The following is a 25,230-nucleotide window of genomic DNA, read 5'->3' on the forward strand; positions in this document are numbered from 1 at the left end:
TAGAGTGTGCTCTGCTCGCGCCCGTACGCCAACGGCTGAGCGGCGATCTTTAGGTGGTCGTGCATGTCGGTTCGAATCCGACCGGGCGTACCAACACCAGGGCCGCCTCCCGCATGCGGGAGGCGGCCCTGGTGCGTTCAGCCCAGGAGTTCCCGGATGACCGGGATCAGGGCGCGGAAGGCCTGGCCGCGGTGGGAGATCGCGTTCTTCTCCGCCGGGGTCAGTTCGGCGCAGGTCCGGGTGTCGCCCTGCGGCTGGAGGACCGGGTCGTAGCCGAAGCCGCCGGTGCCGGCGGGGGTGTGGCGGAGGGTGCCGGGGAGGCGGCCCTCGACGACGCGTTCGGTGCCGTCCGGGAGGGCGAGCGCGGCGGCGCACCGGAAGTGCGCGCCGCGGTGGGCGTCGTCGATGTCGGAGAGCTGGGCGAGGAGCAGGTCGAGGTTGGCCTGGTCGTCGCCGTGCCGGCCGGCCCAGCGGGCGGAGAAGATGCCGGGGGCGCCGTTGAGTACGTCGACGCAGAGGCCGGAGTCGTCGGCGACGGCGGGGAGGCCGGTGGCCTGGGCCAGGGCGTGGGCCTTGAGCAGGGCGTTCTCGGCGAAGGTGACGCCGGTCTCCTTGACGTCCGGGATCTCGGGGTAGGCGTCGGCGCCGACCAGCTCGTGGGGCAGGCCGGCGTCCGCGAGGATGGCGCGCAGTTCGGTGATCTTGCCCGCGTTGCGGGTGGCGAGGATGAGACGGGTCATGGCGTCGATTATCCGGGCGAGCAGACCTTGCTGATTTCGGAGGCGGCGTCGACGACGGGGGTGACGTCGGGGGTGGGGTTGCCCTGCTCGATGGCCTTGCGGACGTTGTCGACGCCGGTGGTGAGGGAGTCGATGGCCTTGCCGAGGTCGGCGTTGTCGGTCTTGTCGCCGATGGACCTGAGGTTCTGGTCGATCTCGTTGAGGGCGTTCTGGGCGTCCTGGGGGCTGTTGCCGGCCTGGGAGACGGCCTGCTGGAGGTCGTTGACGGCGTCGGTGATGGCGACGGCGGTCTGGGCGCAGTCGAGCGCGGTGTTGATGGCGCTGCAGGCGGTGAGGGCGGGGGCGGCTATGAGGGCGGCGATCGCGAGCGCGGCGGTGCGGCGGTACGTGGTCATGCGGGTCCCCCCGGTTGTCGGATCTTGTGCGGACGGGCGCACAGTGCCGAAGCTTGGGTCTGTGCGCCCGTATCCGTCAAGACGCGGCGGTCCGGCGGGTTGGTTGCGCGGGTGGCCTGGTGGTGGTGCCGGCGGGGCCGGTCAGAGGCCGAGGGCCTGGCGCTGGATGGCTTCGAGGTCGGCGCAGCCGCCGGCGGCGAGGTCGAGGAGGGCGTTGAGTTCCTTGCGGTCGAAGGGTTCGCCTTCGGCGGTGCCCTGGACTTCGACGAAGCGGCCGTCGCCGGTGCAGACGACGTTCATGTCGGTTTCGGCGCGGACGTCTTCCTCGTAGCAGAGGTCGAGGAGGGGGACGCCGTCGACGATGCCGACGCTGACGGCGGCGACGGTGCCGGTGAGGGGCTTGCGGCCGGCTTTGACGAGCTTCTTCTGCTGGCCCCAGGAGACGGCGTCGGCGAGGGCGACGTAGGCGCCGGTGATGGCGGCGGTGCGGGTGCCGCCGTCGGCCTGGAGTACGTCGCAGTCGAGGACGATGGTGTTCTCGCCGAGGGCCTTGTAGTCGATGACGGCGCGGAGGGAGCGGCCGATGAGGCGGCTGATCTCGTGGGTGCGGCCGCCGATCTTGCCGCGGACGGATTCGCGGTCGCCGCGGGTGTTGGTGGAGCGGGGGAGCATCGAGTATTCGGAGGTGACCCAGCCTTCGCCGCTGCCCTTGCGCCAGCGGGGGACGCCTTCGGTGAAGGAGGCGGTGCAGAAGACCTTGGTGTCGCCGAAGGAGATGAGGACGGAGCCCTCGGCGTGCTTGCTCCATCCGCGTTCGATGGTGACCGGGCGGAGCTGTTCGGGCGTGCGGCCGTCGATGCGAGACATGGGACGAGCGTAGCCGTTGTGCGCGGAGGCCCCGGCCGGGGTTTGCCGGTCGGGGCCTGCGTGGGGAGGGGCGGGTGAGCCGGTGGGCTCAGCTCACATCATGTCCTCGATGTCGGCGGCGATGGGGTCGGCGTCGGTGCCGATGACGACCTGGATCGCGGTGCCCATCTTGACGACGCCGTGGGCGCCGGCGGCCTTGAGTGCGGCTTCGTCGACCTTGGTGGGGTCGACGACTTCGGTGCGGAGGCGGGTGATGCAGCCTTCGACTTCTTCGATGTTCTCGATACCGCCGAGCCCGGCGACGATCTTCTCAGCCTTGGTGGCCATGTGTCTTTCCCCTGTCTTCAAGGAACGAGTCTCGGCGGCATGTTGCCGGTCGCGGGTGGCCCGCTTTGTCACGGTAACCCACGGTTGGACCATCTTCACGAGGCGTTGGTCCCGACTGTGCCGAATGATGACGATCAGTAGCGGTGCGCCTCTGGGGGTGGCCGCTCGGACCGTATCTACGACTGGTCTACACCAGTGTGCGGCAACCGCCAAACCTGGTGGTGGCAGGGAGGACGCCGATGAGCGCCAGCAGCGCGGCCGCGGAGCCGGAGCCGAGGTGGTGGAACGGTCTGTTCCAGGGCCTGCAGAAGATGGGCCGCAGCCTCCAGCTGCCGATCGCCGTGCTGCCGGCGGCGGGCATCCTCAACCGCTTGGGGCAGCCGGACGTCTTCGGCAAGGACGGCCTGAACTGGGTGGACGTCGCGAAGGTCATGGCGGCGGCGGGCGGCGCCCTGCTCAACGCCGACCTCGGGCTCCCGCTGCTGTTCTGCATCGGCGTCGCGATCGGCATGGCCAAGAAAGCGGACGGCTCGACCGCCCTGGCGGCGGTGGCGGGCTTCCTGGTGTACCGGGGGGTGCTGCGGGTGTTCCCCGAGCCCTGCCCGACGGACACGACGGACGTCGGCGGCGGCTGCCTGGGGGCGGACGACACGTTCGCCGAGTACACGTTCCAGAACCCGGGCGTCTTCGGCGGCATCATCATGGGCCTGCTGTCGGCGTGGTTCTGGCAGCGGTACCACCGGGTGAAGCTGGTCGACTGGCTCGGCTTCTTCAACGGCCGCCGGCTGGTGCCGATCATCATGTCGTTCGTCGCGATCGGCTTCGCGGTGATCTGCCTCGGGGTCTGGCCGCCGGTCGGTGACGCGCTGGAGAGCTTCTCCGACTGGCTCGTGGACCTGGGCGCGTGGGGTTCCGGCATCTTCGGCATCGCGAACCGCGCCCTGCTGGTGATCGGCCTGCACCAGTTCCTGAACGTGCCGGTGTGGTTCCAGTTCGGCAGCTACACGACGCCCGAGGGGCAGACGGTCCACGGCGACATCGCGATGTTCCTGAACGGCGACCCGAACGCGGGTCTGTTCATGACGGGCTTCTTCCCGATCATGATGTTCGCGCTGCCGGCCGCCGCCCTGGCGATCACGCACTGCGCGAAGCCGCAGCGCCGCAAGGAGGTGGGCGGCCTGATGCTGTCGGTGGCCCTGACCTCGTTCGTCACGGGCATCACCGAGCCGCTGGAGTACTCGTTCCTCTTCGTGGCGCCGGCGCTGTACGCGGTGCACGCGCTGCTCACGGGCGTGTCGATGGCGGTGACGTGGGGGCTGGGCGTGCACGACGGCTTCAGCTTCTCGGCCGGCCTGATCGACTACGTCATCAACTGGGGGCTGGCCACCAAGCCGTGGCTGATCATCCCGATCGGCCTGGGCTTCGCGGCCCTCTACTACGCGATCTTCCGCTTCGCGATCACCAGGTTCGACCTGAAGACGCCGGGCCGCGAGTCCGACGAGGAGATCGAGGAGATGCAGAAGGACGTCACCAAGGCATAGCGACCGGGCCCTTCGGCCCGCCCCGCAGAGGCCCTCCGATCACCGGTCCGGGGGCCTTCGTCGTGTGGTGTAGACCACAGTTTATCGAAGGTTCCTTATCTATCCCTCACCGTGCTACAACTGGTCTACACCACCCATTGGTGTAGACCACGCGAGCGGGTTTCCGCGCTCACGTGCCCCCATTTCCGAGACGTCGCCGTCCCCCCGTGGCTCAAACCCCCCAGGCGGCGCCTTGCCTTCTGGAGGAAGTTGTGACCACGGCTAGCGCCGCCCCCGCGGCTGACAAGAAGGGCTCCGGCGCGATGGCTGTCATGCAGCGCATCGGCCGGAGCCTCATGCTCCCCGTCGCGGTGCTGCCCGCCGGCGCCCTCCTGCTGCGCCTCGGCGCGGGCGACATGCTCGGCAGCGCGAACCTGCCGACCTTCGTCAACAAGATCGCCGGCTACATGGCCGCCGGCGGTGGCGCGATCCTCGACAACATGGCGCTGCTGTTCGCCGTCGGCATCGCGATCGGCTTCGCGAAGAAGTCGGACGGCTCCACCGCCCTGGCCGCCGTCACCGGTTACCTGGTCTTCCAGAAGGTGCTCGCGACCTTCACCGACAGCAACCTGCCGCAGGTCGCCTCGGTCGTGAACGGCAAGATCGTCATGAACGACGCGCCGGTCAACGCCGGTGTGCTCGGCGGCGTCGTGATGGGCATCATCACGGCCCTGCTCTACCAGAAGTTCTACCGGACCAAGCTGCCGGACTGGGCGGGCTTCTTCGGCGGCCGCCGCCTGGTCCCGATCCTCTCCGCCTTCGCGGGTCTGCTCACCGGCATCGTCTTCGGCCTGATCTGGCCGGTCCTGGGCACCGGTCTGCACAACTTCGGCGAGTGGCTGACCGGTTCCGGCGCCGTCGGCGCGGGTCTGTTCGGTGTCGCCAACCGTGCGCTGATCCCGATCGGCATGCACCACCTGCTCAACTCCTTCCCGTGGTTCCAGGCCGGCTCGTTCGACGGTGCCAACGGCGCGGTCCACGGCGACATCGCCCGCTTCCTCGCCGGCGACCCGACCGCCGGACAGTTCATGACCGGCTTCTTCCCGATCATGATGTTCGCCCTCCCGGCGGCCTGCCTCGCGATCACCCACTGCGCCCGCCCCGAGCGCCGCAAGGTCGTCGGCGGCATGATGTTCTCCCTCGCGCTCACCGCCTTCGTCACCGGCGTGACCGAGCCGATCGAGTTCACCTTCATGTTCATCGCCCCGGTGCTGTACGCGATCCACGCGGTGCTGACCGGTATCTCGATGGCGCTGACCTGGGCCCTCGGCATGCGTGACGGCTTCGGCTTCTCCGCCGGCGCGGTCGACTTCTTCCTGAACCTCGGCATCGCCGAGAAGCCCTGGATGCTCGCGGGTGTCGGCCTCTGCTTCGCCGCCGTCTACTACGTGGTCTTCCGCTTCGCGATCACCAAGTTCAACCTCCCGACGCCGGGCCGCGAGTCCGACGAGGAGCTCGCCGAGCTCCTGAAGGCCGAGGCCAAGTAGGCACGGCCCCGCCCACGGCAGCACTCCCGTAAGGGACCGAAGCCCCCGCCTTTCAGACCGAAAGGCGGGGGCTTCACGCATGTCCCGGCGATTACGGTCGAAACATGACCGAACAGCGCATTCTCGACCTCGACCGCGACCAGCTCGCCGCCCTGCGCGGACGGGCCCTGACCCGGGCCGTGGCGGCCGCCGAAGGGCGGACCATCGTGGCCGAGGTGTTCGCGGAACGGGCCGCACTCTCCCCCCACCCGGACGGTCGGGGCGTGCACAACGCCGAGCTGGTGGCCGCGTTCGGCGCGGACGTCGTGGTGCTGAACCTGATCGAGCGGGCCTGGGACGGCGAGCGGCTGCGGCTGCCCGGGCTCGGCGAGTTCACCTCCTTCACCGAGCTGGCCCGGGTGATCGGCCGCCCGGTCGGGGTCAACCTGGAGCCCGGCGACGTACCGGAGATCCGGCGCGCCCGGCCCGAGTACGCCAAGCGGCTCGTCGACATGGGCGCTGCGCTGCTGTGCATCACGGCCAACCCCGGCACGGGGGGCTCGTACGCGGCCATGGCCCGGGTCACCGAGGAGCTGCGCGCCGGGCTCGGCCCGGACGCGGCGCTGTGGTCGGGGAAGATGCACCACGCCGGGCATCCCGAGCGGGTGACCACGGCGCGGCTGACGGCTCTGGTCGAGGCGGGGGCGGACGGCGTGGTGATGCCGCTGCCCGGCACGCTGCCCGGGGTGACCCGGGAGCTGGCCGCCGAGGCGGTCGCGGCGGTGCAGGACGCGGGGGCGGTGGTGATGGGAGCGATCGGAACCAGCCAGGAGGGGGCGCACCGGGACGTCGTGCCGCAGCTCGCGCTGAACGCCAAGGAGGCCGGGTTCGACGCCCACCACTTCGGCGACTCGTACCTGCCGGGCATGTGCGACCCGGAGGTGATGTACGCCTACTCGGTGGCGGTGCGCGGACGCCGGCACACGTGGAACCGGATGGCCCTGTCGGGGCGCCGGCCTCGCCTCGGGGACGGCAGTGCGGCGGGCGGGGCCTGGTAGGCCCTGCCCCGGTCCCGGCGGGGACCGCCGGGCGGGGGGTCAGATTTCGTAGGTTGCGCCTGCGTGGGCCAGGTCCGTGGGGCCGTCGTAGGCCGCTCGGGCGTCGGCGAGGTTGATCTGGGCGTCCGTCCACGGGGGGATGTGGGTGAGGACCAGGCGGCCGGCGCCGGCGCGCTGGGCGTACTCCCCGGCCTCGCGGCCGTTGAGGTGCAGGTCGGGGATGTCCTCCTTGCCGTGGGTGAAGGAGGCCTCGCACAGGAAGAGGTCGGTGCCCTCGGCGAGCGCGTCGAGCGCGCTGCTGACGCCGGTGTCGCCCGAGTAGGTGAGGGAGCGGCCGCCGTGCTCCACCCGGATGCCGTACGCCTCGACGGGGTGGGCGACCCGCTCCGTGCGGACCTGGAACGGGCCGATCTCGAAGCTGCCGGACTTCAGGGTCCGGAAGTCGAAGACCTCGCTCATGGACCGCTCGTGCGGCACGTCCTCGTACGCCGTGGTCAGCCGCTGCTCGGTGCCCTCGGGCCCGTAGACCGGGATGGTGCCGCAGCGGCCGCCCTCGTGGCGGTAGTAGCGGGCCACGAAGTACGCGCACATGTCGATGCAGTGGTCGGCGTGCAGGTGGCTGAGGAAGATCGCGTCGAGGTCGTAGAGACCGCAGTGGCGCTGCAGCTCGCCGAGGGCGCCGTTGCCCATGTCGAGGAGCAGCCGGAAGCCGTCGGCCTCGACGAGGTAGCTCGAGCAGGCCGATTCCGCTGAGGGGAACGAGCCGGAGCAGCCGACGACGGTGAGCTTCATGGAGCAGGAACCTCCGTGGACGGTCCGTGGACGTGGGACGGCGGGGGCGACGGGGGCCGTGCGTCCGTCAAAGGTACGGCGCGGACCGGCCGGCCGCTCCTCTGCGGCAGGCCTGTGTGGGCGAACTCACCTGCGCTGTCACCCGGGTGAGCGACCCTCCGTACACGCGGCCAGCGATGTCGCCGCGACGGGCGGCGGGAGCGCGGTTACCGTCGGGGCATGGACACGTCCTGGTGGCCGGCGCTGGCCGCCGCGGTGGGCCTGGCCGTGGCGGTGGTGCTGATGGGGCGCCGTCCGGCGCGGCCCCCGGCGCGGCCCGGGACGGGCCGTCCGCCGGGCGGGCCGCACGGGCCGGGGCCGCGGAGGCGGCCGGAGCCCGGGGAGATCTGGTGGGCCATGGTGCCGTTCGAGGACGGGCCGGGCGAGAAGGACCGGCCGTGTCTGGTGCTCGCGGTACGGGGGCGGGTGGCGCGCGTCATCAAGATCACCAGCAAGTACCACGACGAGCGGCCCGGGGTGATCGCGCTGCCGCCGGGGGTGGTGGGCGACGCGCACGGGCGGCCGAGCTTCCTGGAGACGGACGAGCTGCGGGAGGTCGCGGTGTGGGACTTCCGCCGCCGGGTCGGGGTGGTGGACCCGGTCCTGTGGGACCAGGTCCGCCACCTCGCCGGGTGACGTCGGGGGCTCGGCCCGGGAGGGCACCAGGACCCCAGGGGGTTCCAGGCCCCGAGGGGGTTCCAGGCCCCGAGGCCTGAGGCCCCGAGGCCCCGGCCGCGGAGCCCCGTGGCGCGCAGCCCGTGCCGGGGAGCCCCGTGGAGCAGGGGCTTCAGGCCCGGGGTCCCCGGGCCCTGGGCGGCCTCAGGCCCAGAGCTGGCCCTGGAGCGTCTCGATGGCCTCTTCGGTGGTGGCCGCCGTGTAGACGCCCGTCGACAGGTACTTCCAGCCGCCGTCGGCGACGACGAAGACGATGTCGGCGGACTCCCCCGCCTTCACGGCCTTCCGGCCGACGCCGATGGCCGCGTGCAGGGCGGCGCCGGTGGAGACGCCGGCGAAGATGCCCTCCTGCTGGAGGAGTTCCCGCGTGCGGGTGACGGCGTCGGCCGAGCCCACCGAGAAGCGGGTGGTGAGCACGGAGGCGTCGTACAGCTCGGGGACGAAGCCCTCGTCGAGGTTGCGCAGGCCGTAGACCAGGTCGTCGTAGCGCGGTTCGGCGGCCACGACCTTCACGTCCGGCTTGTGCTCGCGCAGGTAGCGGCCGGCGCCCATCAGGGTGCCGGTGGTGCCCAGGCCGGCCACGAAGTGGGTGATGGAGGGCAGGTCGGCGAGGATCTCCGGGCCGGTGGTGGCGTAGTGCGCGCCGGCGTTGTCCGGGTTGCCGTACTGGTAGAGCATCACCCAGTCGGGGTGCTCGGCGGCGAGTTCCTTGGCGACCCGGACGGCCGTGTTGGAGCCGCCCGCGGCCGGGCTGGAGATGATCTCGGCTCCCCACATGGCCAGCAGGTCCCGGCGCTCCTGGCTGGTGTTCTCCGGCATGACGCACACGATGCGGTAGCCCTTGAGCCTGGCCGCCATGGCGAGCGAGATGCCGGTGTTGCCCGAGGTGGGCTCCAGGATGGTGCAGCCCGGGTACAGGCGGCCGGACTTCTCGGCCTGCTCGACCATGTGGAGCGCGGGGCGGTCCTTGATCGAGCCGGTCGGGTTGCGGTCCTCCAGCTTGGCCCAGATGCGGACGTCCTCGGAGGGGGACAGCCGGGGCAGGCGGACCAGCGGGGTGTTGCCGACCGCCGCCAGCGGGGAGTCGTATCGCATCGGGCGTGCCGCTTACTTCGAGCCGCCGGCCACGGCCGGGAGGATCGTGACGTTGTCGCCGTCGGCGACCTGGGTGGCGATGCCGTCGAGGAAGCGGACGTCCTCGTCGTTGAGGTAGACGTTCACGAAGCGGCGGAGCTGGCCGCCGTCGACGATGCGCTCCTCGATGCCCTTGTGGCGGGTCTCGAGGTCCGCGAAGAGCTCGGCGAGGGTGGTTCCGGTGCCCTCGACGGCCTTCTGGCCGTCGGTGTAGGTGCGGAGGATGGTCGGGATGCGGACCTCGATGGCCATGGCAAGGCTCCAGGGATCGGTGTGACGGGCGGCGTCGGTGGGCGGCGGCGGGCGCCGGGTGTGCGCGCGGCTACGGGCCCCCCGCGCGGGGGGACGTGCGGCTCCGGGTCCCGGACGCGGGGTCCGGGCGGGGTTCAGGCGGGACAGATCGCGCTGGCGAGGCGGCACAGGTCGACGTGCAGCCGCGCCACGAGCAGGGTCCTGCTGGGCGTCTCGATGCTCACGTCGTGGGAAACCATGCGGTCATGTTAACGATTCCCGGTCTGACGTTTGGAGTGTGATCCCGCATCGTGGACGCCAACCGCTCACGATGTGGTCAGTAGGAGGCCACGACCTGCACTTCTTCCTCGGTGATCTCGCCCTCGACGATGCGGTACGAGCGGAACTGGAACTCCCCGCCGTCGGTGTCCGCGGTGGAGACCAGGACGTAGTGGGCGCCCGGCTCGTTCGCGTAGGTGACGTCGGTGCGGGACGGGTAGGCCTCGGTCGCCGTGTGCGAGTGGTAGATGATCACGGGCTCCTCGTCCCGGTCGTCCATCTCGCGGTACAGCTTGAGCAGGTCCGTGGAGTCGAACTCGTAGAACGTGGGCGAACGTGCGGCGTTGAGCATCGGGATGAAGCGCTCGGGGCGTCCGGTGCCCGCCGGCCCCGCCACCACTCCGCACGCCTCGTCGGGGTGGTCCGCGCGGGCGTGCGCGACGATCTGGTCGTACAGGGCCTGGGTGAGGGTCAGCATGAGCGACAGGATAAGCAGACGGGCCCTTCCGTACCGACGGATGGTACGGAAGGGCCCGGATGCTGGACACGAGGCCGGTTCCAGGGCCCGGGGAGCACCCCGGGCCGGTCGGCTCAGCGCTTGGCGAAGGCCGCGTTCTCGGGGTTGCGGCTCTTGAGGAACTGGTACGAGACGAACAGCACCAGGCCCCACAGCGGCGCGCAGTAGAGCGAGACGCGCGCGTCCTTGTCGACGCCCATCATCACGATGACCATGCCGATGAAGAGCAGCGCGAACCAGCTGGTGTACGGGGCTCCGGGCGCCCGGAAGGGCGAGGTCGGCAGCTCGCCGCGGTCGGCCTTGGCGCGGTAGCGGATCTGGCAGACCAGGATCATGATCCAGGCCCACATGCCGGAGATGGTGGCGAAGGAGACGACGTAGTCGAAGGCCTTGCCGGGGGCGACGTAGTTGATCCAGACGCCGACGAGCATCAGGGCGGCGGAGAAGGTGGTGCCGACCAGCGGGGTGCCGTTCTTCGTGAGCTTGGTGAAGAACTTCGGGCCCTGGCCGTTGAGCGCGAGGTCGCGCAGCATGCGGCCGGTGGAGTACATGCCCGAGTTGCAGGAGGAGAGGGCGGCGGTGAGCACGACGAAGTTGACGATCGCGGCGCCGACGCCGAGGCCCATCTTCTCGAAGGCGGCGACGAAGGGGCTGACGCCGGGCTGGAAGTGGGTCCACGGGACGACCGAGAGGATCATGATCAGCGCGCCGACGTAGAAGACGGCGATCCGCCACGGCACGGTGTTGATGGCCTTGGGGAGGGTCTTCTCGGGGTCCTTGGACTCGCCGGCGGTGACGCCGACCAGCTCGACGGCGAGGAAGGCGAACATCACGATCTGGAGGGTCATCAGCGTGCCGCCGAGGCCCTTGGGGAAGAAGCCGCCGTCGTTCCAGAGGTTGGAGACCGAGGCGGTGGCGGCGGCGTCGGAGAAGCCGATCGTCAGGATGCCGGCGCAGATCAGGATCATGCCGACGATGGCGGTGACCTTGACCATGGAGAACCAGAACTCCAGCTCGCCGAAGAGCTTCACGGAGATGAGGTTCGCGCCGTACAGGATCACCGTGAAGATGAGCGCGTAGGCCCACTGCGGGAAGCTGTCGTGCGTCCAGAAGGCCATGTACTGGGCGGCCGCGGTGACTTCGGTGATGCCGGTGACCACCCAGAAGAGCCAGTACGTCCACCCGGTGACGAAGCCGGCGAAGGGGCTGACGAACTCGCGGGCGTACTCCGAGAAGGAGCCCGACACGGGGCGGTACATGAGCAGTTCGCCCAGCGCCCGCATGATGAAGAAGATGACCAGGCCCGCGATGGCGTACGCCAGGATCAGGCTGGGGCCGGCCTTGGAGATGGCCTTGCCCGCGCCCAGGAAGAGGCCGGTGCCGATGGCGCCGCCGATCGCGATCATCTGGATCTGGCGGGCGCCGAGCGCGCGGTGGTATCCCTCGCCGGATGCGGAACCCTCGGCCTCATTGCCGTCGTGCTGCTTTTCGACCTGCGCTGAGGTCATGGTGGTGCGCCTTTCTCCATTGCCGACCCGCGCCTTCTGAAGTGGCTGCGGATCGGGTCCTCGATCCCCCCGGATACGGATGGAGTGCACGCCGACGGTCAGTCGGCCCAAAGCGCCGCCCCGAGCAGGGGTGGTGCCCGCGGCGGTCGTGAAGATCTATCACGGTTGAAACGATGATCCGCGGTACGAAATGGGACACAGCTCACAGGAAATTCGGGACACCGGCCCACAAAAACATCAGATCACCGCATCGCGGTGATCTGATCGTTATCCGGATTTGAGGGTCCTCTGAGCGAACACCTCAGGGGATGCTCAAACCGGGGCCCTCAGGACATCACGTCGCCAGCGTGTCGACCAGCGTCTCCTGGAGCCCGCCCAGCCAGAGGTAGGCCATCACCATCGGCTTGCGCACGTCCTCGTCGGGCAGCCGGTAGAGCTGCTCGACCTGGTCGTCCTCGGCGATCTCCAGCCGGGCCGCGATGGTCAGGCGCAGGTCGTTGAGCGCGCCCAGCCAGCGCAGCGGCTGCTCGCCGGTCAGTTCGAGCACCGCGCCGCCGTCCCCGGCGGGAGTGAGGGCGTCGAGGCTGCGTACGACGGCCAGCGCGTCCTCGCGCTTGCGGGTCCGCAGGTCGTTCTCGGTGAACCGGCGGAACTCCGCGGACCGGGACCGCAGTTGCTCGGGGTCCTCGCCTTCGGCCGGGCCGTCGGGGCTGCCGTAGGCGTCGGGGAACAGGCGGGCCAGTGCGGGGTCGGACGGGGGCTCGCTCGGGCCCTCGGCGAAGAGGGCGGCGAGCGGGTCGGCGTCCTCGGCGGGCTCGTCGCCGGGTCCGATGAGCTCCAGCAGCTGCACGGCCAGGGAGCGGAGGATGGAGATCTCGATCTCGTCGAGCGCGACGGCCGCGCCGCCGCCCTTGAGGGGCACGAAGGTGCCCGGACGCGCGGCCATCAGCCGCGGTCCTGCGAGAGGGTCGCCCACAGGCCGTAGCCGTGCATGGCCTGCACGTCGCGCTCCATTTCCTCGCGGGTCCCGCTGGAGACCACCGCCCGACCCTTGTGGTGGACGTCCAGCATCAGCTTGTGCGCCTTGTCCTTGGAGTAGCCGAAGTAGGCCTGGAAGACGTAGGTCACGTAGCTCATGAGGTTGACCGGGTCGTTGTGCACCAGGGTGACCCAGGGGACGTCCGGTTCAGGGACCGCGCGGGTCTCCTCGGCCGATTCGGTGCGTTCGATCTCAATGGGAGCAACACTCACTCGTCCCATGCTGCCACCTCGCCGTGACGGCCGCCGAGCGGGGGCTTGCCGGTTGACGGCGCAACGGCACGCGGGAGATCTCGTCAGTTTGACGAGATGTGGAGTAGCATCCCTGACATGAACCCTGCGGACCTGGGCCTGCCGGTGGACGTGCCGTCGACAGCGCTCTTCACGGACCATTACGAGCTCACGATGCTGCAGGCCGCGCTGGCCAACGGCACGGCCGACCGCCGCTCGGTCTTCGAGGTCTTCACCCGCCGCCTGCCCGAGGGGCGCCGCTACGGAGTCGTGGCGGGCACCGGACGCGTGCTGGACGCGGTGGAGAACTTCCGCTTCGACGGCGCCGTGCTGGAGTTCCTGCGCGAGCGGGCGATCGTGGACATGCGCACCCTGGACTGGCTCTCCTCGTACCGCTTCTCGGGTGACATCTGGGGCTACCCGGAGGGCGAGGTCTACTTCCCCGGCTCGCCGATCCTGCGCGTCGAGGGCAGCTTCGCCGAGTGCGTGCTGCTGGAGACCGTGATCCTGTCGATCCTCAACCACGACTCGGCCATCGCGGCCGCCGCCTCCCGGATGGCCTCGGCCGCCGGGGACCGGCCGCTGATCGAGATGGGTGCCCGGCGCACCCACGAGCTGGCCGCCGTGGCCTCCTCGCGCGCCGCGTACGTCGGCGGCTTCACCTCCACCTCGGACCTGGCCGCCGGCTTCCGGTACGGCATCCCGACCGTCGGCACCAGCGCCCACGCCTTCACCCTGCTGCACGACACCGAGCGCGACGCGTTCACCGCCCAGGTGGCCTCCCTGGGCCGCGGAACCACCCTCCTGGTGGACACGTACGACGTGGCCGAGGCCGTCCGCACCGCCGTGGAGGTGGCCGGCACCGACCTGGGCGCGGTCCGCATCGACTCCGGTGACCTGCTCCTGGTGGCCCACCGGGTGCGGCAGCAGCTCGACGAGCTGGGCGCGGTCAACACGAAGATCGTGGTCACCTCGGACCTGGACGAGTACGCCATCGCCTCCCTGGCGGCGGCCCCGGTGGACGCGTACGGCGTGGGCACCCAGCTGGTCACCGGCAGCGGGCACCCGACCTGCTCGATGGTCTACAAGCTGGTGGCCCGGGCCACCTCGGCCGACCCGAAGGCCCCGCTCCAGCCGGTGGCCAAGAAGTCGAGCGGCGGCAAGGTCTCGCACGGCGGCCGCAAGTGGGCGGCCCGCCGGCTGGACGAGCAGGGCGTCGCCGAGGCCGAGGTCGTGGGCACCGGCCCGGTGCCCGCGGCGCTGTCGGGCCGGCAGCTGCTGGTCGAGCTGGTCAAGGGCGGGGAGGTGACCGGTCGCGAGCCGCTGGAGGCCGCCCGGACCCGGCACCGGGCCGCGCGCGGCGGGCTGCCGATGTCCGCGCTGCAGCTCTCGCGGGGCGAAGCGGTCATCCCGACCGAATACGCCTGACCGCGCGGGCGCACGGCCGCGGCGCCCGCCCCGGGCCCCGGCCCGCCCGGGTTTCCCCCACCCACCGGGTGGGGGAAAGGCCTCCAGGGGAGCCGCCACCGACCACATCCGTCACTTCTCACTAAGGACCGCGCCATGCACAGGGCACTGATCGTCGTAGACGTCCAGAACGACTTCTGCGAGGGCGGCAGTCTCGCGGTCTCCGGCGGCGCGGACGTCGCCGCCGCCATCACCGAGCTGATCGGCCAGGCCACCCCGGGCTACCGGCACGTCGTGGCCACCCGGGACCACCACGTGGACCCCGGCTCCCACTTCGCCCACCCGCCGGCCGAGCCGGACTACGAGCGCTCCTGGCCGGTCCACTGCGTGGCGGGCACGGAGGGCGTGGGCTTCCACCCCAACTTCGCCCCGGCCGTCGCCTCGGGCGCCATCGCCGCGGTCTTCGACAAGGGCGCGTACGAGGCGGCGTACAGCGGCTTCCAGGGCGCCGACGAGAACGGCACGGGCCTCGCGGACTGGCTGCGCGCCCGCGAGGTCACCGAGGTGGACGTGGTCGGCATCGCCACCGACCACTGCGTGAGGGCCACGGCCCTGGACGCGGCCCGGGCGGGCTTCACCACGCAGGTGCTGCTGGACCTGACCGCCGGAGTGGCCCCGCACACCACCGCCGCGGCTCTGGAGGAGCTGCGGGAGGCGGGCGTGAAGCTCTCCGGGCAGCCGGTGGTCCGCTAGCCCGGGACGGCGGCCCGGAGGCGGCGTCCCCGGAGAGGGCCGCGCGGAGGGGGCCGCTCCGGGCCGGGTGCGGCCCGGGAGGGGCCTCGGCCGGCCCGGCAGCGGCCTCAGCCCGCCGGCGAGCCCCTCAGGAGGGCCCGTATGGGGTGCCAGAGCTCCTGGGGCTGCCCCCAGGCGCCGGCGGCCCGGGCGGGGCACGGCGGGTCCTCCGGGGCGCCCCGCCACAGCAGGCCGTCCGGGTGGTGCAGGACCGCCGTCACCTCGTCCGGGGTGGGCGGCTCCGCGTTCCCGCGCAGGTACACCGCCCGCATCCCGAGGTTCCGCAACCTGGTCAGGGCGCGGGCCCGGTTCGCGGCGTGCACCAGCACCCGCACCTTGCCGTCCGCTCCGGACGGCCCGCCCGATGGTCTGGGCAGCGTGAGTGCGACCACCACGCTGCCGCCGGGCAACTTGACGAAACCTCCGCCTGGCATCCCTTTCGTCTCCCCCGTCGAGATGGACTCCGTTGACCGGGGTGTCAACAAGCACCCCGCACCAGGCATCTAAACGCGATCGGCCGCCGCCCGCTAGAGGGCGACGGCCGATACTGCTGTGACCTGCGGTTTTACCTGGCCTTAGGAGGCCGGGGCCACCTGGACCGTGATCGTGTTGCCGCTCAGCGGCTGGTCCACGATCGAGATCTTGGTGTTGGTGTCAGCGGTCTTGACGCTGCCCGTCGGGTTCGACGCGTACCAGTAGGTGCCGGTCCGGTCGTTGAAGACCGGGATGCCCTTGTGGGCGCCGATGACCGTCGCGACGTCCGCCTTGTGCAGGGTGAACGCCTTCGAGTCGTACTTCGAGAACGGCGCGTCGAACGGCTGGATCTTGTTGCGCATGATCGAGCCGTCCTTCCACTTCATCGGCTTGGCGTGCGAGTCGATCGGAAGGATCAGACCGGCGCCCGGGTGGACGCTGGTGTTGTTGTCCTTCTGCGAGGTGTCCCACAGCCACATCAGCAGACCGGTCTGGTAGCTGTAGTGCTCGACCCAGCTCGGGCGCGAGGCGGCGAAGCCGAAGTTGTACGGGCCGACCTTGAGGGTCTTGTCGTACGAGACGTACTGGCGGTTCTCGGCGAAGTAGTACTGGGCGTACCACTTCGAGAAGGACTCGCCGATGGCGGAGAAGCCCTTGGCGGTCCAGCCGTTCAGGCCGTTCTCGGCACCGTCGGAGAACAGGGTCGCGCCGTCGGCGACGACCTTGACCGAGTCGGCGGTGAAGCCCTTGCCGCCCGCGCCGCCGTCCGTCTGGTAGCGGAAGCGGACGTCGATCTTCTTGCCGGCGTAGGCGTCCAGGGAGAACTTCAGGTTCTTCCAGCCGCCGGAGACGTCGGTCAGCGCCGGCTTGTTGGCGGCGTCGCGCGGGATGGCGACACCGTTGGCCGTGCCGTCGAGCGGCGTCCAGTTGCTGCCGCCGTCGGTCGACACCTCGGTGTAGAGGTAGTCGTAGTCCTTCTCGATGTCCCACCAGCCCTTGAGGCTGAGCTCGGCCTTGGCCTTGCCGGTGAGGTCCACCTTGCGGGACAGGGTGTTCTTGAGGTCGTCACCCATGTTGCTCCACCACTGCTTCGAGCCCGCGGCGGGCTTGACGACGGTGGTGGTGACCTTCTTCTTGGGCAGCGTGACCTTGAGGGCCTGCTTGTCCTTGGTGTTGTACTCCGCGACACCCAGCTTGTGGGTGGACTTCGTCGCGGCCTTGGCCACGTCGTAGTTCAGCCAGCCGAGCTGGTACTTGTCCCAGGCGGTCATGTCGCCGGGCATGTCGCCTATGGAGTCCTTGCCCATGCCGAGCCAGGAGCCGGCGGACATCAGGGACCAGAAGCCGACCGAGTTCTCGCCGCCACCGGAGGTGTCGTAGAGGTCCGGGAGGCCGAGGTCGTGGCCGTACTCGTGGGCGAAGACGCCGAGGCCGCCGTTCTCGGGCTGCATCGTGTAGTCGCCGACCCAGATGCCGGTCTTGCCGATCTGGGTGCCGCCGGCCTTGTTGCCCGACGGGCCGGTGGAACCGGCGTCGGTGCCGTAGGCGTACCAGCGGTGGGCCCACAGGGCGTTCTCGCCCTGGACGCCGCCGCCGGCCGACTCGTCCTCGCCCGCGTGGACGATCTGGAAGTGGTCGATGTAGCCGTCGGGCTCGTTGAACTCGCCGTCGCCGTCGTGGTCGTAACGGTCGTAGACGTCGTACTTCTGCAGCGTGGCCTTGATCTCGGCGTCGGTCTTGCCGGCAGCCTTCTGCTTCTTGTAGTACGCGGTGACGCCGTCGCGGACGGTGTCCCAGACGTTGGCGCAGTTGGACTGGCCGCAGTAGTTCGAGCCGTAACGGGCCTCGTTGTACGGGACCTTGACCCAGTCGGTGACCGTGCCGGAGACCGAGTAGCGGCCCGAGGAGGTCTTCTCGTAGTACGTCTTCAGGGAGTGCTTGCCCGACGAGGCCGGGGCGAAGTACAGGTCCTGGAAGTACTGACGGTTGAAGTCGGAGCGCCACGCGGTGCTGTTGTCCTGCGTGCGGTCCGGCTTCGCGATCTTGTTGTGCAGCGGACCGGGGTCGCCGCCGTACTTCTTGACGGGCTCCAGCGGGCCGTCGCCGTCCGGGTCGAACATGGTCGTGTTGTCGACCTTGTCGCCGAACTCGACGAGGATGGTGAAGATCTTGTCCGTGCGCTCGCGGTTCAGCTCGACGTACTTGCGGTCGTCGAGCTTGACGACCTTGGAGCCGCCGCGGCGGGTCTCGACCGGCTTCTCACCGGACGCGACGGCCTCGAGGGCGGCCTTGCGGGCCTGCTCCTGCTGCTTGCTGAACGGACCCTCGTACTCGTGGTCGGACTTCAGCGCCTTCGCCGACGGGTCCTTCTGGTCCGCGACCTTGTCGGCGGCGGCAGTGGTGGTCCACTGCTCGTCGGCCTGGGCCATGGTGTAGACGGACATCGTCGCCGCGCAGGCGGCCATGGTCACGGTGACCGCGGCAGCGCGGATGACTCGTCGCTTGGACGAGGTGTTCCTGCTCACTTGATGTTGTTCCCCTCCCGCGGCCGCAGGCACGGAGCGAAAGTGAGGGGTCGGTCCGGCGCAGCACGCGTCTCAAGTGACGACATTTGACCGGAGTAACGCGAGAAAAGACAGACCTTGACTTGGCCTGGTCAAGTGCACTATGCGGGACGGCCGTTCCGCATTTCGGACGTTCCCCATAGGTCCGAATCATTCCGTTTCGCAGGGCGCGCCCACCCGACCGACGGCGTGCGGAGTGACCCCGTGCGCCCCCCATGCTCCGGCACCGTGGGTTAGGTCACGCTTACCGGGCGTTCCCTCCGGGCATCCACCGTCGTAGAGTCACTTGACGGTGCCCCAGTCGAGCAGACTCCCCCTCCGATGCCTTGAGGACGGATACCGCCATGCCGCGTCCCACTGCCGCACAGCTCGCCTACGGGTCCGCCACCGTCATCGCCTCGACCATCGCCATGCTGCTGCTGTCGCAGACCAGCACGGGGATCGGGGTCGCCGTCATCTCGGCCGCCGCGCTGCTGCTGGGGCTCCTGGTCGCCGTCACGGTCCCCGCGCCGAAGAGGGCGGCGCGCGGGGCTCGGAAGAGCTCCGCGGCCGCACTCTCCGAGGACGCCGGGGCCGGCGCGGGGGCCAGGGTGCCGGAGCCGCGTACGGCGGAACAGCTGCCCGCCGAGGCTCCCGTACACCACTAGGGGTCTAGGTCGTGGTGACCACCACGGTCTTGGCGGCCTTGTCGTGCAGGGCCTGCCGGTAGGGCTTGTCCGTGAGCATCGTGATGATGAGTACGAGCGGCCAGAGGCAGGCGCAGCAGAGCAGCGTGGGGATCCAGAGCACGGCCGCGCGGGTGAGCGCCGGGTTGCTGCCGGGAACGCTGCCGTCGTTGAGCATCGCCACGCGCAGGTTCAGCAGGCGCTTGCCGAGGGTCTGCCCGTTCTTCTTCGTCATGTACCAGTCGTAGAGGACGTACGCCGCGATCTCGATGATCAGCCACACCAGACCGGTGCCCTTGTACGCCTTGGTGATGATCTCGGTCGCGTCCTCGCCCTGGTCCGTCTTCACCACCCAGCGGTCGGTGTTGAAGGGGATCTGGAGGAGCGCCAGCGGGATGGCGATGAGGAGCAGGTCGATCACGCGGGCGGCGAGCCGCCTGCCGAAGTCGGCCAGCGGGGGCATGCCGGCCAGCGGGTCCGGGGCGCCGTAGCCCCCTCCCCCGTACGGGCCGCCGGGCCCGCCGCCGTAGGGGCCGCCCGGGCCGCCGCCGCCGTACGGGCCGCCGGTTCCACCGCCGTACGGCCCGCCGCTCCCGCCGCCGTACGGGTCACCGCTTCCGCCGTACGGGGGTGGCGGCGGAGGCGGGGGCTCGCCCCCTGCGCCGCCGGAACCGCCGGGCGGGGGCGGGGGCGTGCCGTACGGGTCGCCGCCCGAGGGCGGCTGCGGCTTCTTGAGGAACGGATCGTCCTCCGGCGGCTGGCCGGGCGGCGGCTGGTCGGTACTCATGGCCCGAGCAGAACCCGGGCCGTCCGGGCCCGCAACGGGACGGCGGCCGTTCGGGGGAACGGCCGCCGCGGGACGCCTCGCCGGGTGGCTCAGCGGGTCACGAAGGTGCCCGCCGCCTTGTCGTGCCAGCACTGCCGCCAGGGCCGGTCCACCAGGCACCACAGGGCGTTGAACAGGCCGACGCCGAGGATCCCGAGGCCCCCGTACACCAGCCAGCGGCCGAGTGCCGCGCCGAAGGACGGCGGCTGCCGGGATTCCAGTCCGCACACGCGCACCCCGAACAGCTTCTTGCCGAGGGTCCGCCCCCAGCGGGCGACGGGGACCGCCTCGTAGAGCACACCGAAGACGAGGTACACACCGAGGACGGCGGCGAGGTAGCCGCCGGTGGTGCCGTCGAGCAGCCAGACGGTGACGGTCTCTCCGCCGAGCTTGGCGGCGTCGATCTTGTCCTCGATGTGCTCGGTCGCGGGGGTCACGAACGGCAGGGCCGCGGCGGCGGTGACCGCGCCGGTGACGAGGGAGTCGACGATCCGGGCGCCGAGCCTGCGGCCGAGCCCGGCGGGCCGGCTCGCCTCCTCGGCCATGCGCTGGAACAGCTCGTCGGTGGGCGGGCGCCAGCCCGCGGCGTCCTGGCCGGGGGCGCCGGCCTGGGCGGGCACGCCGGCCGCGGGCCAGCCGGCCGGCAGCGCGGGGCCGCCGGCCGCGGCACCCGGTGAGGCCGACGGGGAGACCGGGGCGGCCGACGGGGCGGCCGACGGGACCGGGGCAGGGCTCACGGCGGGGGCGTCGGCCGCGGTCGGGGCGGCCGGCGCGGTGGAGGCCGGCGCGGTGGAGGCGGGTGTGGTGACGGCCGGCGCGGTGGCGGCCGCCGCGGTGGAGGCGCTCGGCGCGGCGGACGTCGCGGGCGCCGGGGAGGACGGGGTGGCCGCGGGCGCCGGGGAGGCCGCGGCGCTGCCCGCCTCCGGCCAGACCGGCCGGTCCGGGGCGGTCGTGCCGGGCCCGGTCCCGGCGAGGGACGCGGGGGCGGCCGGCCCGTCGGACGCGGCCGCACCGGACTTGGCCAGCACCACCGCCGGTGCCGGGGCGGCGGGCGAGGCCTGGGCCGGCACGGACGGGGCGGTGCCCGGCGCGGCGGCCTCGTCGGTCCGCTCGGCGGACTCCGTGCCGGGGTCGGCGACGGTCGGGGCCGCGGCCCTGGCGGCCGCCGGCTCGCCCCAGGTGACCTTGCGGTCGCGGTCGCCGCCGAAGCCGGACTGCTGGGCCACGTCGGCCTTCCACTCGGGGCGGGCGTCCGACGGCTCGGCGCCGGTACGGGGGTCACGCGCCCGCGGGTCGCCGGGGCGGCGGGCCCCGGGCACGGCGTCCTCGGGCACCGCGTCCTCGGGCACCGCGTCCCCGGTACGGGCCGCCGCGGCGGCATCCCCGGCGCGGTCCCCGGTGCCGCCCTCGGAGGCGTCCGCTTCCGGGAGTTCGTCGAAGAAGACCGGCCCGGTCTCCTCCGCCGCCGGTACCGCGGCGGCGTCCTCGGTGCCGGGCGCGTGGGGCTGCGAGGGGGGCGCGGGCGCCGGCGCGGGGCGCGCGGAGGTGCCGGGCGCGCCTGCCGGTGCGGCCGGGCGGCTCGTACCCGGCACCCAGGCGGAGCCGTTCCAGTACCGGACGAAGCCCGGGATGGACGGGTCCGGGTAGTAGCCCTCTCGGGGCGCCGTCTCTCCGTCACCAGGGGAGGCCGTCATGTCCCCAACTCCGATCGTCCGCCAGTGCCGCTCGTGCCGCGTGCCGTTCCGCTTGTGCCTGGGGGAGACCTTAGCCAAGAAGCACCGTCCTCCAGGACCGGGAACGGGAGAAAGGCCGCCATCGGGCGACCTCGGGCCGCGGGGGCGACTTCCGGTCATCCGACCGATTTCGGCCAACCTGGCGCTCGTTCACGGAAGTCGCGTCATACCCGGCCGTCACCGTGCTCTCTCGGGGTAGCGGGCCACGTGCCACCGCCCGCCGCACACCCAGAGAGGAACACCCATGCACTACACCGTCGTGGAGCGAGAGCTCGAACTGAAGCTGGTCCTGTCCCCCGAGCGCAGCATTCCGGTCCCGGCCCGGCTGACGTACCGCGCGGACGACCCGTACGCCGTCCACATCACCTTCCACGTCGGCTCCAGCGCCCCGGTCAACTGGACCTTCGCCCGCGAGCTGCTGGTCGAGGGCGTGTTCCGGCCGTGCGGCCACGGCGACGTGCGCATCTGGCCCACCAAGGTCGACGCGCACAGCGTGATCTGCGTGGCCCTCAGCTCCCCCGACGGCGACGCCCTCCTGGAGGCGCCGGCCACCTCCGTCTCGGCCTGGCTGGAGCGCACCCTGCGCGCGGTCCCGCCGGGTACGGAGTCCGAGCGGCTCGGCCTGGACGACGCGCTGGCCGAACTGCTCACGCCCACCCCGGCGGACGACCTGTGGCTGCGCGACCCGTGGCCGTCGGACGAGTCCGGCGAGGGCGAGTGACCGGCGGGACCGGTCAGAAGAGCTTGCCGGGGTTCAGCAGGCCCAGCGGGTCGAAGGCCTGCTTCACCGCGCGCTGCATCTCGACGCCCACCGGCCCCAGTTCGCGCGCCAGCCACTCCTTCTTCAGCACCCCGACGCCGTGTTCGCCGGTGATGGTCCCGCCCAGGGCGAGCCCCAGCGCCATGATCTCGTCGAAGGACTCGCGGGCCCGGCGCGCCTCGTCCTCGTCCGCCGGGTCGAAGCAGACCACGGGGTGGGTGTTGCCGTCCCCGGCGTGCGCGCAGACGCCGATGGTCAGCCCGTACGTGCGGCCGATCTCCGTGGTGCCGGCCAGCATCTCGGCCAGCTTCGACCGGGGCACGCACACGTCGTCGATCATCGTGGCCGGGCGCAGGGTCTCCAGCGCGGTCAGCGCGAGCCGGCGGGCCTGGAGCAGCAGGGCGGACTCCGCCTCGTCCTCGGCGGGGACGACCCGGGTGGCCCCGGCCGCCAGGCACAGCTCCCCCACGGCGGCCAGGTCGGCGGCCGGGTCGGGGGTGTCGAAGGCGGCGAGCAGCAGCGCCTCGGTGGTCTCCGGGAGCCCCATCTTCCCGAGCCGGTTGACGGCCCGGACCGTCGTACGGTCCATCAGTTCCAGCAGCGAGGGGGTGTGCCCGCGCTCCATCACCGCGCAGACCGCGGCGCAGGCGGCGGCCGCGGACGGGAACTCGGCCGCCAGCGCGAGCTGCCGGGGCGGGGCCGGCTTCAGGGCGAGCACGGCGCGTACGACGACGCCGAGGCTCCCCTCGGAGCCGACGAACAGCCGCGTGAGGTCGTACCCGGCGACGCCCTTGGCGGTACGGCGGCCCGTGCGCAGCAGCCGTCCGTCGGCCAGCACGACGTCGAGCCCGAGCACGTACTCGGCGGTGACCCCGTACTTCACGCAGCACAGACCGCCGGAGGCGGTGCCGATGTTGCCGCCGATGGTGCACTGTTCCCAGCTGGAGGGGTCGGGCGGGTAGGCGAGTCCGTGGCCGGCGACGGCGCGGGAGAGCGCGGCGTTGACGACGCCCGGTTCGACCACGGCGATCCGGTCGACCGCGCTGATCTCCAGGATCCGGTCCATCTTCAGCAGGGAGAGGACGATGCAGCCGTCGGAGGCGTTGGCGGCGCCGGACAGGCCGGTGCGGGCGCCCTGCGGGACGACCGGGACGCGCAGCGCGGTGGCGGTGCGCATCACGTGCTGCACCTGCTCGACGGTGCGCGGCAGGACGACCACCGCGGGGCGGCCGGCGGCGCAGAAGCTCGCCATGTCGGTGGCGTAGGAGGCGGTGACGTCCGGGTCGGTGAGCACGGCCTCGGCGGGAAGGCCTTCGAGGAGCCTGCCGGTGAGCGTGGCGCGGAGATCGTCCATGGCCTCAGCCTGGCACCAAGGGCCATCGGTGTGAACCCGGCGGCGAACCGGTTCGGACAGCCCCGGAAAGCTCTTCATATTGACGCACAGTGAGCGCATGGAAGAGGAATCCCAGCGACCGCCCGTGACCTTCAGCCGGCGCAGGACCGCGCTGACCGCCGCCACGGCGGTGGTGCTGATCGCCGGTGCCCTGGTGATCCGGCCCGCCCGTCCGGACGCCGTGGACCACCGCCCGCCCCGGGCCGAGCTGCGGGCGATGGCGGCCGTGGGGATGGGCGCCCCGGCGGCCGCGGCGGACCTGGGCACGCTCATCACCGACCGTGAGGGGTGGCTGCGCGCGCACCCGCGGGACGACGGCTCGTGGGCGGTGCTCGGCACGGCGTACCTGGAGCAGGCGCGCCGCACCGCGGACTCCGGGGACTTCCCGCGGGCGGAGCGGGCGCTGAAGCGGTCCCTGGAGCTGCGGCCGGCGGGGAAGGGCAACCTGGAGGCGATGGTCGGGATGGGGGCACTGGCCAACGCCCGGCGGGACTTCGCCACGGGGAAGCGGTGGGGCGAGCTGGTCCGGGCGCAGTCGCCGGGGCGCTGGACGGCGTACCCGGTGCTGGTGGACGCGTACTCCGGGATCGGGGACTACAAGGCCGCCGAGAAGGCGATGGAGAAGCTGGTCTCGCTGCGGCCGGGGCTGGCGGCGTACCTGCGGGCTGCCCAGGTGTACCGGGACCGGGGCTGGCGCGAGGACGCGATGGCCGCGATGGAGCAGGCCGCGGGCGCGGCGAAGACGCCGGCGGAGAAGGCGTACGTGCTCTACCGGGCGGGCGAGCTGTTCTGGGAGCGCGGCGAGACGGCGGAGGCGCTGTCGCGGTACGAGGCGGCGCTGCGCACGGATCCGGCGCAGGCCCGGGCGCTGGGCGGGCGGGCGCGGGTGCTGGCGGCGCTGGGCCGCACGGGCGAGGCGGTGGCGGACTACCGGAAGGCGCTGGAGAAGGTGCCCGAGGCGGGCTTCGCGCTGGAGCTGGGCGAGCTGCTGGAGGCGTCGGGGCAGCGGGAGGAGGCGGCGGAGCCGTACGCGGTGCTGCGGGGTCTGGTGGCGCGGGAGGCCGCGCACGGGGTGAACGAGACGGTCACGCTGGGCCTGTTCGAGGCGGACCACGGCGACCCGGCGGCCGCGGTGCGGATGCTGCGGGCGGAGTGGGGCCGGGCGAAGAGCATGCAGGTGGCGGACGCGCTGGGGTGGGCGCTGCACCGGACCGGCGACGACGCCGGGGCGCTGGAGTACGCGATGAAGGCGACGGATCCCGGGCTGCGGAGCGCGGAGTTCGCGTACCACCGGGCGGAGATCGAGCGGGCGCTGGGCGACGAGGCCGCGGCGCGGCGGCACCTGCAGGAGGCGCTGCGGACGAACCCGGTGTTCTCGCCGGTGCGGGCGCCGCTGGCGAAGTCGGCGCTGGAGGCGATCGGCCAGCCGGCGGCGGGTGGGCCGGAGCACGTGCGGCCGGTCACTCCGTGGGTGCCGCCGGACATGCCGAAGCCGAAGCCTGCGGCGGCGGGTGCGGGTGCCGGTGCCGGTGCGGGTGGGGACGCGGATCCGGATCCGGATCCGGATCCGGATCCGGATCCGGCTCGGCCGAAGCGTGTGGCCCCTGCTGAGCCGAAGCGTGCCCCGCGGGCGGCTGCCGAGCCGAAGCGGGCTCCCGCGCGGCCGGAGCCGGCTCCCGCGGCGCCGGAGCGCGAGGCGGCCGGCACCCTGCCGAAGCGGGCGGGGGCGACCCCGTAGC

26 protein-coding genes and 1 tRNA gene are annotated in these 25,230 nt (G+C 71.9%); 10 read left to right on the top strand and 17 right to left on the bottom strand.

Going from position 1 to position 25,230, the window contains the following annotated elements; all coding sequences use genetic code 11:
• The first annotated feature begins 17 nt into the window (after window positions 1-17).
• Window positions 18-93: transfer RNA gene (locus ACIQUR_RS26255), tRNA-Leu, on the top strand.
• Window positions 94-137: 44 nt separating this feature from the next.
• Here ACIQUR_RS26255 and rdgB read toward each other — a convergent pair.
• From rdgB to ACIQUR_RS26275, 4 genes are all read right to left on the bottom strand, one after another.
• A complete protein-coding gene (rdgB, locus tag ACIQUR_RS26260) occupies window positions 138-740 on the bottom strand; it encodes an RdgB/HAM1 family non-canonical purine NTP pyrophosphatase (RefSeq protein WP_403668847.1) in 603 nt (200 codons plus the stop codon).
• 8 nt (window positions 741-748) lie between these two features.
• The gene (locus tag ACIQUR_RS26265; RefSeq protein ID WP_403668851.1) at window positions 749-1,135 is read right to left on the bottom strand and encodes a hypothetical protein; all 387 of its coding nucleotides are present in this window, start codon (window positions 1,133-1,135) and stop codon (window positions 749-751) included.
• 141 nt (window positions 1,136-1,276) lie between these two features.
• Window positions 1,277-2,002, bottom strand: a complete 726-nt coding sequence (rph, locus tag ACIQUR_RS26270) for a ribonuclease PH (protein WP_399944850.1) — start codon at window positions 2,000-2,002, stop codon at window positions 1,277-1,279.
• A gap of 93 nt (window positions 2,003-2,095) precedes the next feature.
• Window positions 2,096-2,422, bottom strand: coding sequence for a glucose PTS transporter subunit EIIB (locus tag ACIQUR_RS26275; RefSeq protein ID WP_403669119.1), 327 nt, complete (start codon window positions 2,420-2,422; stop codon window positions 2,096-2,098).
• A 146-nt stretch (window positions 2,423-2,568) separates the two neighbouring features.
• Between ACIQUR_RS26275 and ACIQUR_RS26280 the strand changes: the two genes are divergently transcribed.
• The 3 genes from ACIQUR_RS26280 to ACIQUR_RS26290 all read left to right on the top strand — a co-directional run bounded on the left by ACIQUR_RS26280 (window position 2,569) and on the right by ACIQUR_RS26290 (window position 6,433).
• Complete coding sequence (locus ACIQUR_RS26280) at window positions 2,569-3,870, top strand: PTS transporter subunit EIIC (protein ID WP_403668855.1); 1,302 nt, start codon at window positions 2,569-2,571, stop codon at window positions 3,868-3,870.
• Between the two features lie 251 nt (window positions 3,871-4,121).
• Window positions 4,122-5,396 carry a PTS transporter subunit EIIC gene (locus ACIQUR_RS26285; RefSeq protein ID WP_403668858.1) on the top strand — a complete coding sequence of 425 codons (1,275 nt, stop codon included), beginning with the start codon at window positions 4,122-4,124 and terminating at the stop codon, window positions 5,394-5,396.
• A gap of 104 nt (window positions 5,397-5,500) precedes the next feature.
• The gene (locus ACIQUR_RS26290; RefSeq protein ID WP_403668860.1) at window positions 5,501-6,433 is read left to right on the top strand and encodes a hypothetical protein; all 933 of its coding nucleotides are present in this window, start codon (window positions 5,501-5,503) and stop codon (window positions 6,431-6,433) included.
• Between the two features lie 39 nt (window positions 6,434-6,472).
• Here the strand turns inward: ACIQUR_RS26290 and ACIQUR_RS26295 are convergent, their stop codons facing one another.
• Window positions 6,473-7,225 (bottom strand): MBL fold metallo-hydrolase, encoded by a 753-nt coding sequence (locus ACIQUR_RS26295; protein ID WP_403668862.1) that lies wholly within the window; start codon window positions 7,223-7,225, stop codon window positions 6,473-6,475.
• Between the two features lie 219 nt (window positions 7,226-7,444).
• On the opposite strand from ACIQUR_RS26295, the gene ACIQUR_RS26300 reads away from it, so the two are divergent.
• Complete coding sequence (locus ACIQUR_RS26300) at window positions 7,445-7,900, top strand: type II toxin-antitoxin system PemK/MazF family toxin (protein WP_403668864.1); 456 nt, start codon at window positions 7,445-7,447, stop codon at window positions 7,898-7,900.
• Between the two features lie 183 nt (window positions 7,901-8,083).
• On the opposite strand, the gene ACIQUR_RS26305 is transcribed toward ACIQUR_RS26300, so the two are convergent.
• The 7 genes from ACIQUR_RS26305 to clpS form a co-directional block, all read right to left on the bottom strand.
• Entirely contained in the window at window positions 8,084-9,034 is a 951-nt protein-coding gene (locus tag ACIQUR_RS26305; RefSeq protein WP_403668866.1) for a PLP-dependent cysteine synthase family protein, read from the bottom strand.
• A 12-nt stretch (window positions 9,035-9,046) separates the two neighbouring features.
• The gene (locus tag ACIQUR_RS26310; RefSeq protein ID WP_403668869.1) at window positions 9,047-9,325 is read right to left on the bottom strand and encodes a MoaD/ThiS family protein; all 279 of its coding nucleotides are present in this window, start codon (window positions 9,323-9,325) and stop codon (window positions 9,047-9,049) included.
• Between the two features lie 134 nt (window positions 9,326-9,459).
• Entirely contained in the window at window positions 9,460-9,564 is a 105-nt protein-coding gene (locus ACIQUR_RS26315) for a putative leader peptide (protein WP_399944834.1), read from the bottom strand.
• 77 nt (window positions 9,565-9,641) lie between these two features.
• Window positions 9,642-10,061, bottom strand: coding sequence for a Mov34/MPN/PAD-1 family protein (locus ACIQUR_RS26320; RefSeq protein ID WP_403668872.1), 420 nt, complete (start codon window positions 10,059-10,061; stop codon window positions 9,642-9,644).
• A gap of 113 nt (window positions 10,062-10,174) precedes the next feature.
• Complete coding sequence (locus tag ACIQUR_RS26325) at window positions 10,175-11,608, bottom strand: amino acid permease (RefSeq protein ID WP_403668875.1); 1,434 nt, start codon at window positions 11,606-11,608, stop codon at window positions 10,175-10,177.
• 334 nt (window positions 11,609-11,942) lie between these two features.
• Entirely contained in the window at window positions 11,943-12,554 is a 612-nt protein-coding gene (locus ACIQUR_RS26330; protein ID WP_403668878.1) for a DUF2017 domain-containing protein, read from the bottom strand.
• Window positions 12,554-12,868, bottom strand: coding sequence for an ATP-dependent Clp protease adapter ClpS (gene clpS / locus ACIQUR_RS26335; RefSeq protein ID WP_399944824.1), 315 nt, complete (start codon window positions 12,866-12,868; stop codon window positions 12,554-12,556). Before clpS ends, ACIQUR_RS26330 begins: the two co-directional genes overlap by 1 nt.
• Window positions 12,869-12,976: 108 nt before the next feature.
• Here clpS and ACIQUR_RS26340 point away from each other — a divergent pair, with 108 nt between their 5' ends.
• Together ACIQUR_RS26340 and ACIQUR_RS26345 are read left to right on the top strand one after the other, a co-directional pair.
• Window positions 12,977-14,305, top strand: coding sequence for a nicotinate phosphoribosyltransferase (locus ACIQUR_RS26340; RefSeq protein WP_403668882.1), 1,329 nt, complete (start codon window positions 12,977-12,979; stop codon window positions 14,303-14,305).
• A 135-nt stretch (window positions 14,306-14,440) separates the two neighbouring features.
• Window positions 14,441-15,037 (top strand): nicotinamidase, encoded by a 597-nt coding sequence (locus ACIQUR_RS26345; protein WP_403668885.1) that lies wholly within the window; start codon window positions 14,441-14,443, stop codon window positions 15,035-15,037.
• A gap of 107 nt (window positions 15,038-15,144) precedes the next feature.
• Here the strand turns inward: ACIQUR_RS26345 and ACIQUR_RS26350 are convergent, their stop codons facing one another.
• A complete protein-coding gene (locus ACIQUR_RS26350) occupies window positions 15,145-15,510 on the bottom strand; it encodes a hypothetical protein (RefSeq protein WP_403668888.1) in 366 nt (121 codons plus the stop codon).
• A 141-nt stretch (window positions 15,511-15,651) separates the two neighbouring features.
• Window positions 15,652-18,015, bottom strand: a complete 2,364-nt coding sequence (locus tag ACIQUR_RS26355; protein WP_403669122.1) for an immune inhibitor A domain-containing protein — start codon at window positions 18,013-18,015, stop codon at window positions 15,652-15,654.
• Window positions 18,016-18,458: 443 nt separating this feature from the next.
• On the opposite strand from ACIQUR_RS26355, the gene ACIQUR_RS26360 reads away from it, so the two are divergent.
• On the top strand, window positions 18,459-18,761 hold the full coding sequence (locus tag ACIQUR_RS26360; protein ID WP_403668891.1) for a hypothetical protein: 303 nt from the start codon (window positions 18,459-18,461) through the stop codon (window positions 18,759-18,761).
• 4 nt (window positions 18,762-18,765) lie between these two features.
• Here the strand turns inward: ACIQUR_RS26360 and ACIQUR_RS26365 are convergent, their stop codons facing one another.
• Together ACIQUR_RS26365 and ACIQUR_RS26370 are read right to left on the bottom strand one after the other, a co-directional pair.
• On the bottom strand, window positions 18,766-19,566 hold the full coding sequence (locus ACIQUR_RS26365) for an RDD family protein (protein ID WP_403668894.1): 801 nt from the start codon (window positions 19,564-19,566) through the stop codon (window positions 18,766-18,768).
• A gap of 89 nt (window positions 19,567-19,655) precedes the next feature.
• The gene (locus tag ACIQUR_RS26370) at window positions 19,656-21,299 is read right to left on the bottom strand and encodes an RDD family protein (protein ID WP_403668897.1); all 1,644 of its coding nucleotides are present in this window, start codon (window positions 21,297-21,299) and stop codon (window positions 19,656-19,658) included.
• Between the two features lie 283 nt (window positions 21,300-21,582).
• Between ACIQUR_RS26370 and ACIQUR_RS26375 the strand changes: the two genes are divergently transcribed.
• A complete protein-coding gene (locus tag ACIQUR_RS26375) occupies window positions 21,583-22,059 on the top strand; it encodes an SsgA family sporulation/cell division regulator (RefSeq protein WP_403668900.1) in 477 nt (158 codons plus the stop codon).
• 13 nt (window positions 22,060-22,072) lie between these two features.
• On the opposite strand, the gene ACIQUR_RS26380 is transcribed toward ACIQUR_RS26375, so the two are convergent.
• The gene (locus ACIQUR_RS26380; RefSeq protein WP_403668903.1) at window positions 22,073-23,452 is read right to left on the bottom strand and encodes an FAD-binding oxidoreductase; all 1,380 of its coding nucleotides are present in this window, start codon (window positions 23,450-23,452) and stop codon (window positions 22,073-22,075) included.
• A gap of 97 nt (window positions 23,453-23,549) precedes the next feature.
• Here ACIQUR_RS26380 and ACIQUR_RS26385 point away from each other — a divergent pair, with 97 nt between their 5' ends.
• A complete protein-coding gene (locus ACIQUR_RS26385; RefSeq protein ID WP_403668906.1) occupies window positions 23,550-25,229 on the top strand; it encodes a tetratricopeptide repeat protein in 1,680 nt (559 codons plus the stop codon).
• The last annotated feature ends 1 nt before the right edge of the window (window position 25,230 follow it).

The organism is Streptomyces sp. NPDC101132 (assembly GCF_044759225.1).
GTDB lineage: Bacteria > Actinomycetota > Actinomycetes > Streptomycetales > Streptomycetaceae > Streptomyces.

What these genes read in the sequence shown, in the direction of transcription:
- ACIQUR_RS26315 (WP_399944834.1), bottom strand. Translation starts at nt 9,564, where the DNA reads ATGGTTTCCCACGACGTGAGCATCGAGACGCCCAGCAGGACCCTGCTC.
- ACIQUR_RS26325 (WP_403668875.1), bottom strand. Translation starts at nt 11,608, where the DNA reads ATGACCTCAGCGCAGGTCGAAAAGCAGCACGACGGCAATGAGGCCGAG.
- ACIQUR_RS26295 (WP_403668862.1), bottom strand. Translation starts at nt 7,225, where the DNA reads ATGAAGCTCACCGTCGTCGGCTGCTCCGGCTCGTTCCCCTCAGCGGAA.
- ACIQUR_RS26310 (WP_403668869.1), bottom strand. Translation starts at nt 9,325, where the DNA reads ATGGCCATCGAGGTCCGCATCCCGACCATCCTCCGCACCTACACCGAC.
- ACIQUR_RS26290 (WP_403668860.1), top strand. Translation starts at nt 5,501, where the DNA reads ATGACCGAACAGCGCATTCTCGACCTCGACCGCGACCAGCTCGCCGCC.
- rph (WP_399944850.1), bottom strand. Translation starts at nt 2,002, where the DNA reads ATGTCTCGCATCGACGGCCGCACGCCCGAACAGCTCCGCCCGGTCACC.
- ACIQUR_RS26385 (WP_403668906.1), top strand. Translation starts at nt 23,550, where the DNA reads ATGGAAGAGGAATCCCAGCGACCGCCCGTGACCTTCAGCCGGCGCAGG.
- ACIQUR_RS26380 (WP_403668903.1), bottom strand. Translation starts at nt 23,452, where the DNA reads ATGGACGATCTCCGCGCCACGCTCACCGGCAGGCTCCTCGAAGGCCTT.
- ACIQUR_RS26360 (WP_403668891.1), top strand. Translation starts at nt 18,459, where the DNA reads ATGCCGCGTCCCACTGCCGCACAGCTCGCCTACGGGTCCGCCACCGTC.
- clpS (WP_399944824.1), bottom strand. Translation starts at nt 12,868, where the DNA reads ATGGGACGAGTGAGTGTTGCTCCCATTGAGATCGAACGCACCGAATCG.
- ACIQUR_RS26305 (WP_403668866.1), bottom strand. Translation starts at nt 9,034, where the DNA reads ATGCGATACGACTCCCCGCTGGCGGCGGTCGGCAACACCCCGCTGGTC.
- ACIQUR_RS26330 (WP_403668878.1), bottom strand. Translation starts at nt 12,554, where the DNA reads ATGGCCGCGCGTCCGGGCACCTTCGTGCCCCTCAAGGGCGGCGGCGCG.
- ACIQUR_RS26300 (WP_403668864.1), top strand. Translation starts at nt 7,445, where the DNA reads ATGGACACGTCCTGGTGGCCGGCGCTGGCCGCCGCGGTGGGCCTGGCC.
- ACIQUR_RS26345 (WP_403668885.1), top strand. Translation starts at nt 14,441, where the DNA reads ATGCACAGGGCACTGATCGTCGTAGACGTCCAGAACGACTTCTGCGAG.
- ACIQUR_RS26340 (WP_403668882.1), top strand. Translation starts at nt 12,977, where the DNA reads ATGAACCCTGCGGACCTGGGCCTGCCGGTGGACGTGCCGTCGACAGCG.
- ACIQUR_RS26365 (WP_403668894.1), bottom strand. Translation starts at nt 19,566, where the DNA reads ATGAGTACCGACCAGCCGCCGCCCGGCCAGCCGCCGGAGGACGATCCG.
- ACIQUR_RS26355 (WP_403669122.1), bottom strand. Translation starts at nt 18,015, where the DNA reads ATGGCCGCCTGCGCGGCGACGATGTCCGTCTACACCATGGCCCAGGCC.
- ACIQUR_RS26320 (WP_403668872.1), bottom strand. Translation starts at nt 10,061, where the DNA reads ATGCTGACCCTCACCCAGGCCCTGTACGACCAGATCGTCGCGCACGCC.
- rdgB (WP_403668847.1), bottom strand. Translation starts at nt 740, where the DNA reads ATGACCCGTCTCATCCTCGCCACCCGCAACGCGGGCAAGATCACCGAA.
- ACIQUR_RS26265 (WP_403668851.1), bottom strand. Translation starts at nt 1,135, where the DNA reads ATGACCACGTACCGCCGCACCGCCGCGCTCGCGATCGCCGCCCTCATA.
- ACIQUR_RS26370 (WP_403668897.1), bottom strand. Translation starts at nt 21,299, where the DNA reads ATGACGGCCTCCCCTGGTGACGGAGAGACGGCGCCCCGAGAGGGCTAC.
- ACIQUR_RS26375 (WP_403668900.1), top strand. Translation starts at nt 21,583, where the DNA reads ATGCACTACACCGTCGTGGAGCGAGAGCTCGAACTGAAGCTGGTCCTG.
- ACIQUR_RS26275 (WP_403669119.1), bottom strand. Translation starts at nt 2,422, where the DNA reads ATGGTCCAACCGTGGGTTACCGTGACAAAGCGGGCCACCCGCGACCGG.
- ACIQUR_RS26350 (WP_403668888.1), bottom strand. Translation starts at nt 15,510, where the DNA reads ATGCCAGGCGGAGGTTTCGTCAAGTTGCCCGGCGGCAGCGTGGTGGTC.
- ACIQUR_RS26280 (WP_403668855.1), top strand. Translation starts at nt 2,569, where the DNA reads ATGAGCGCCAGCAGCGCGGCCGCGGAGCCGGAGCCGAGGTGGTGGAAC.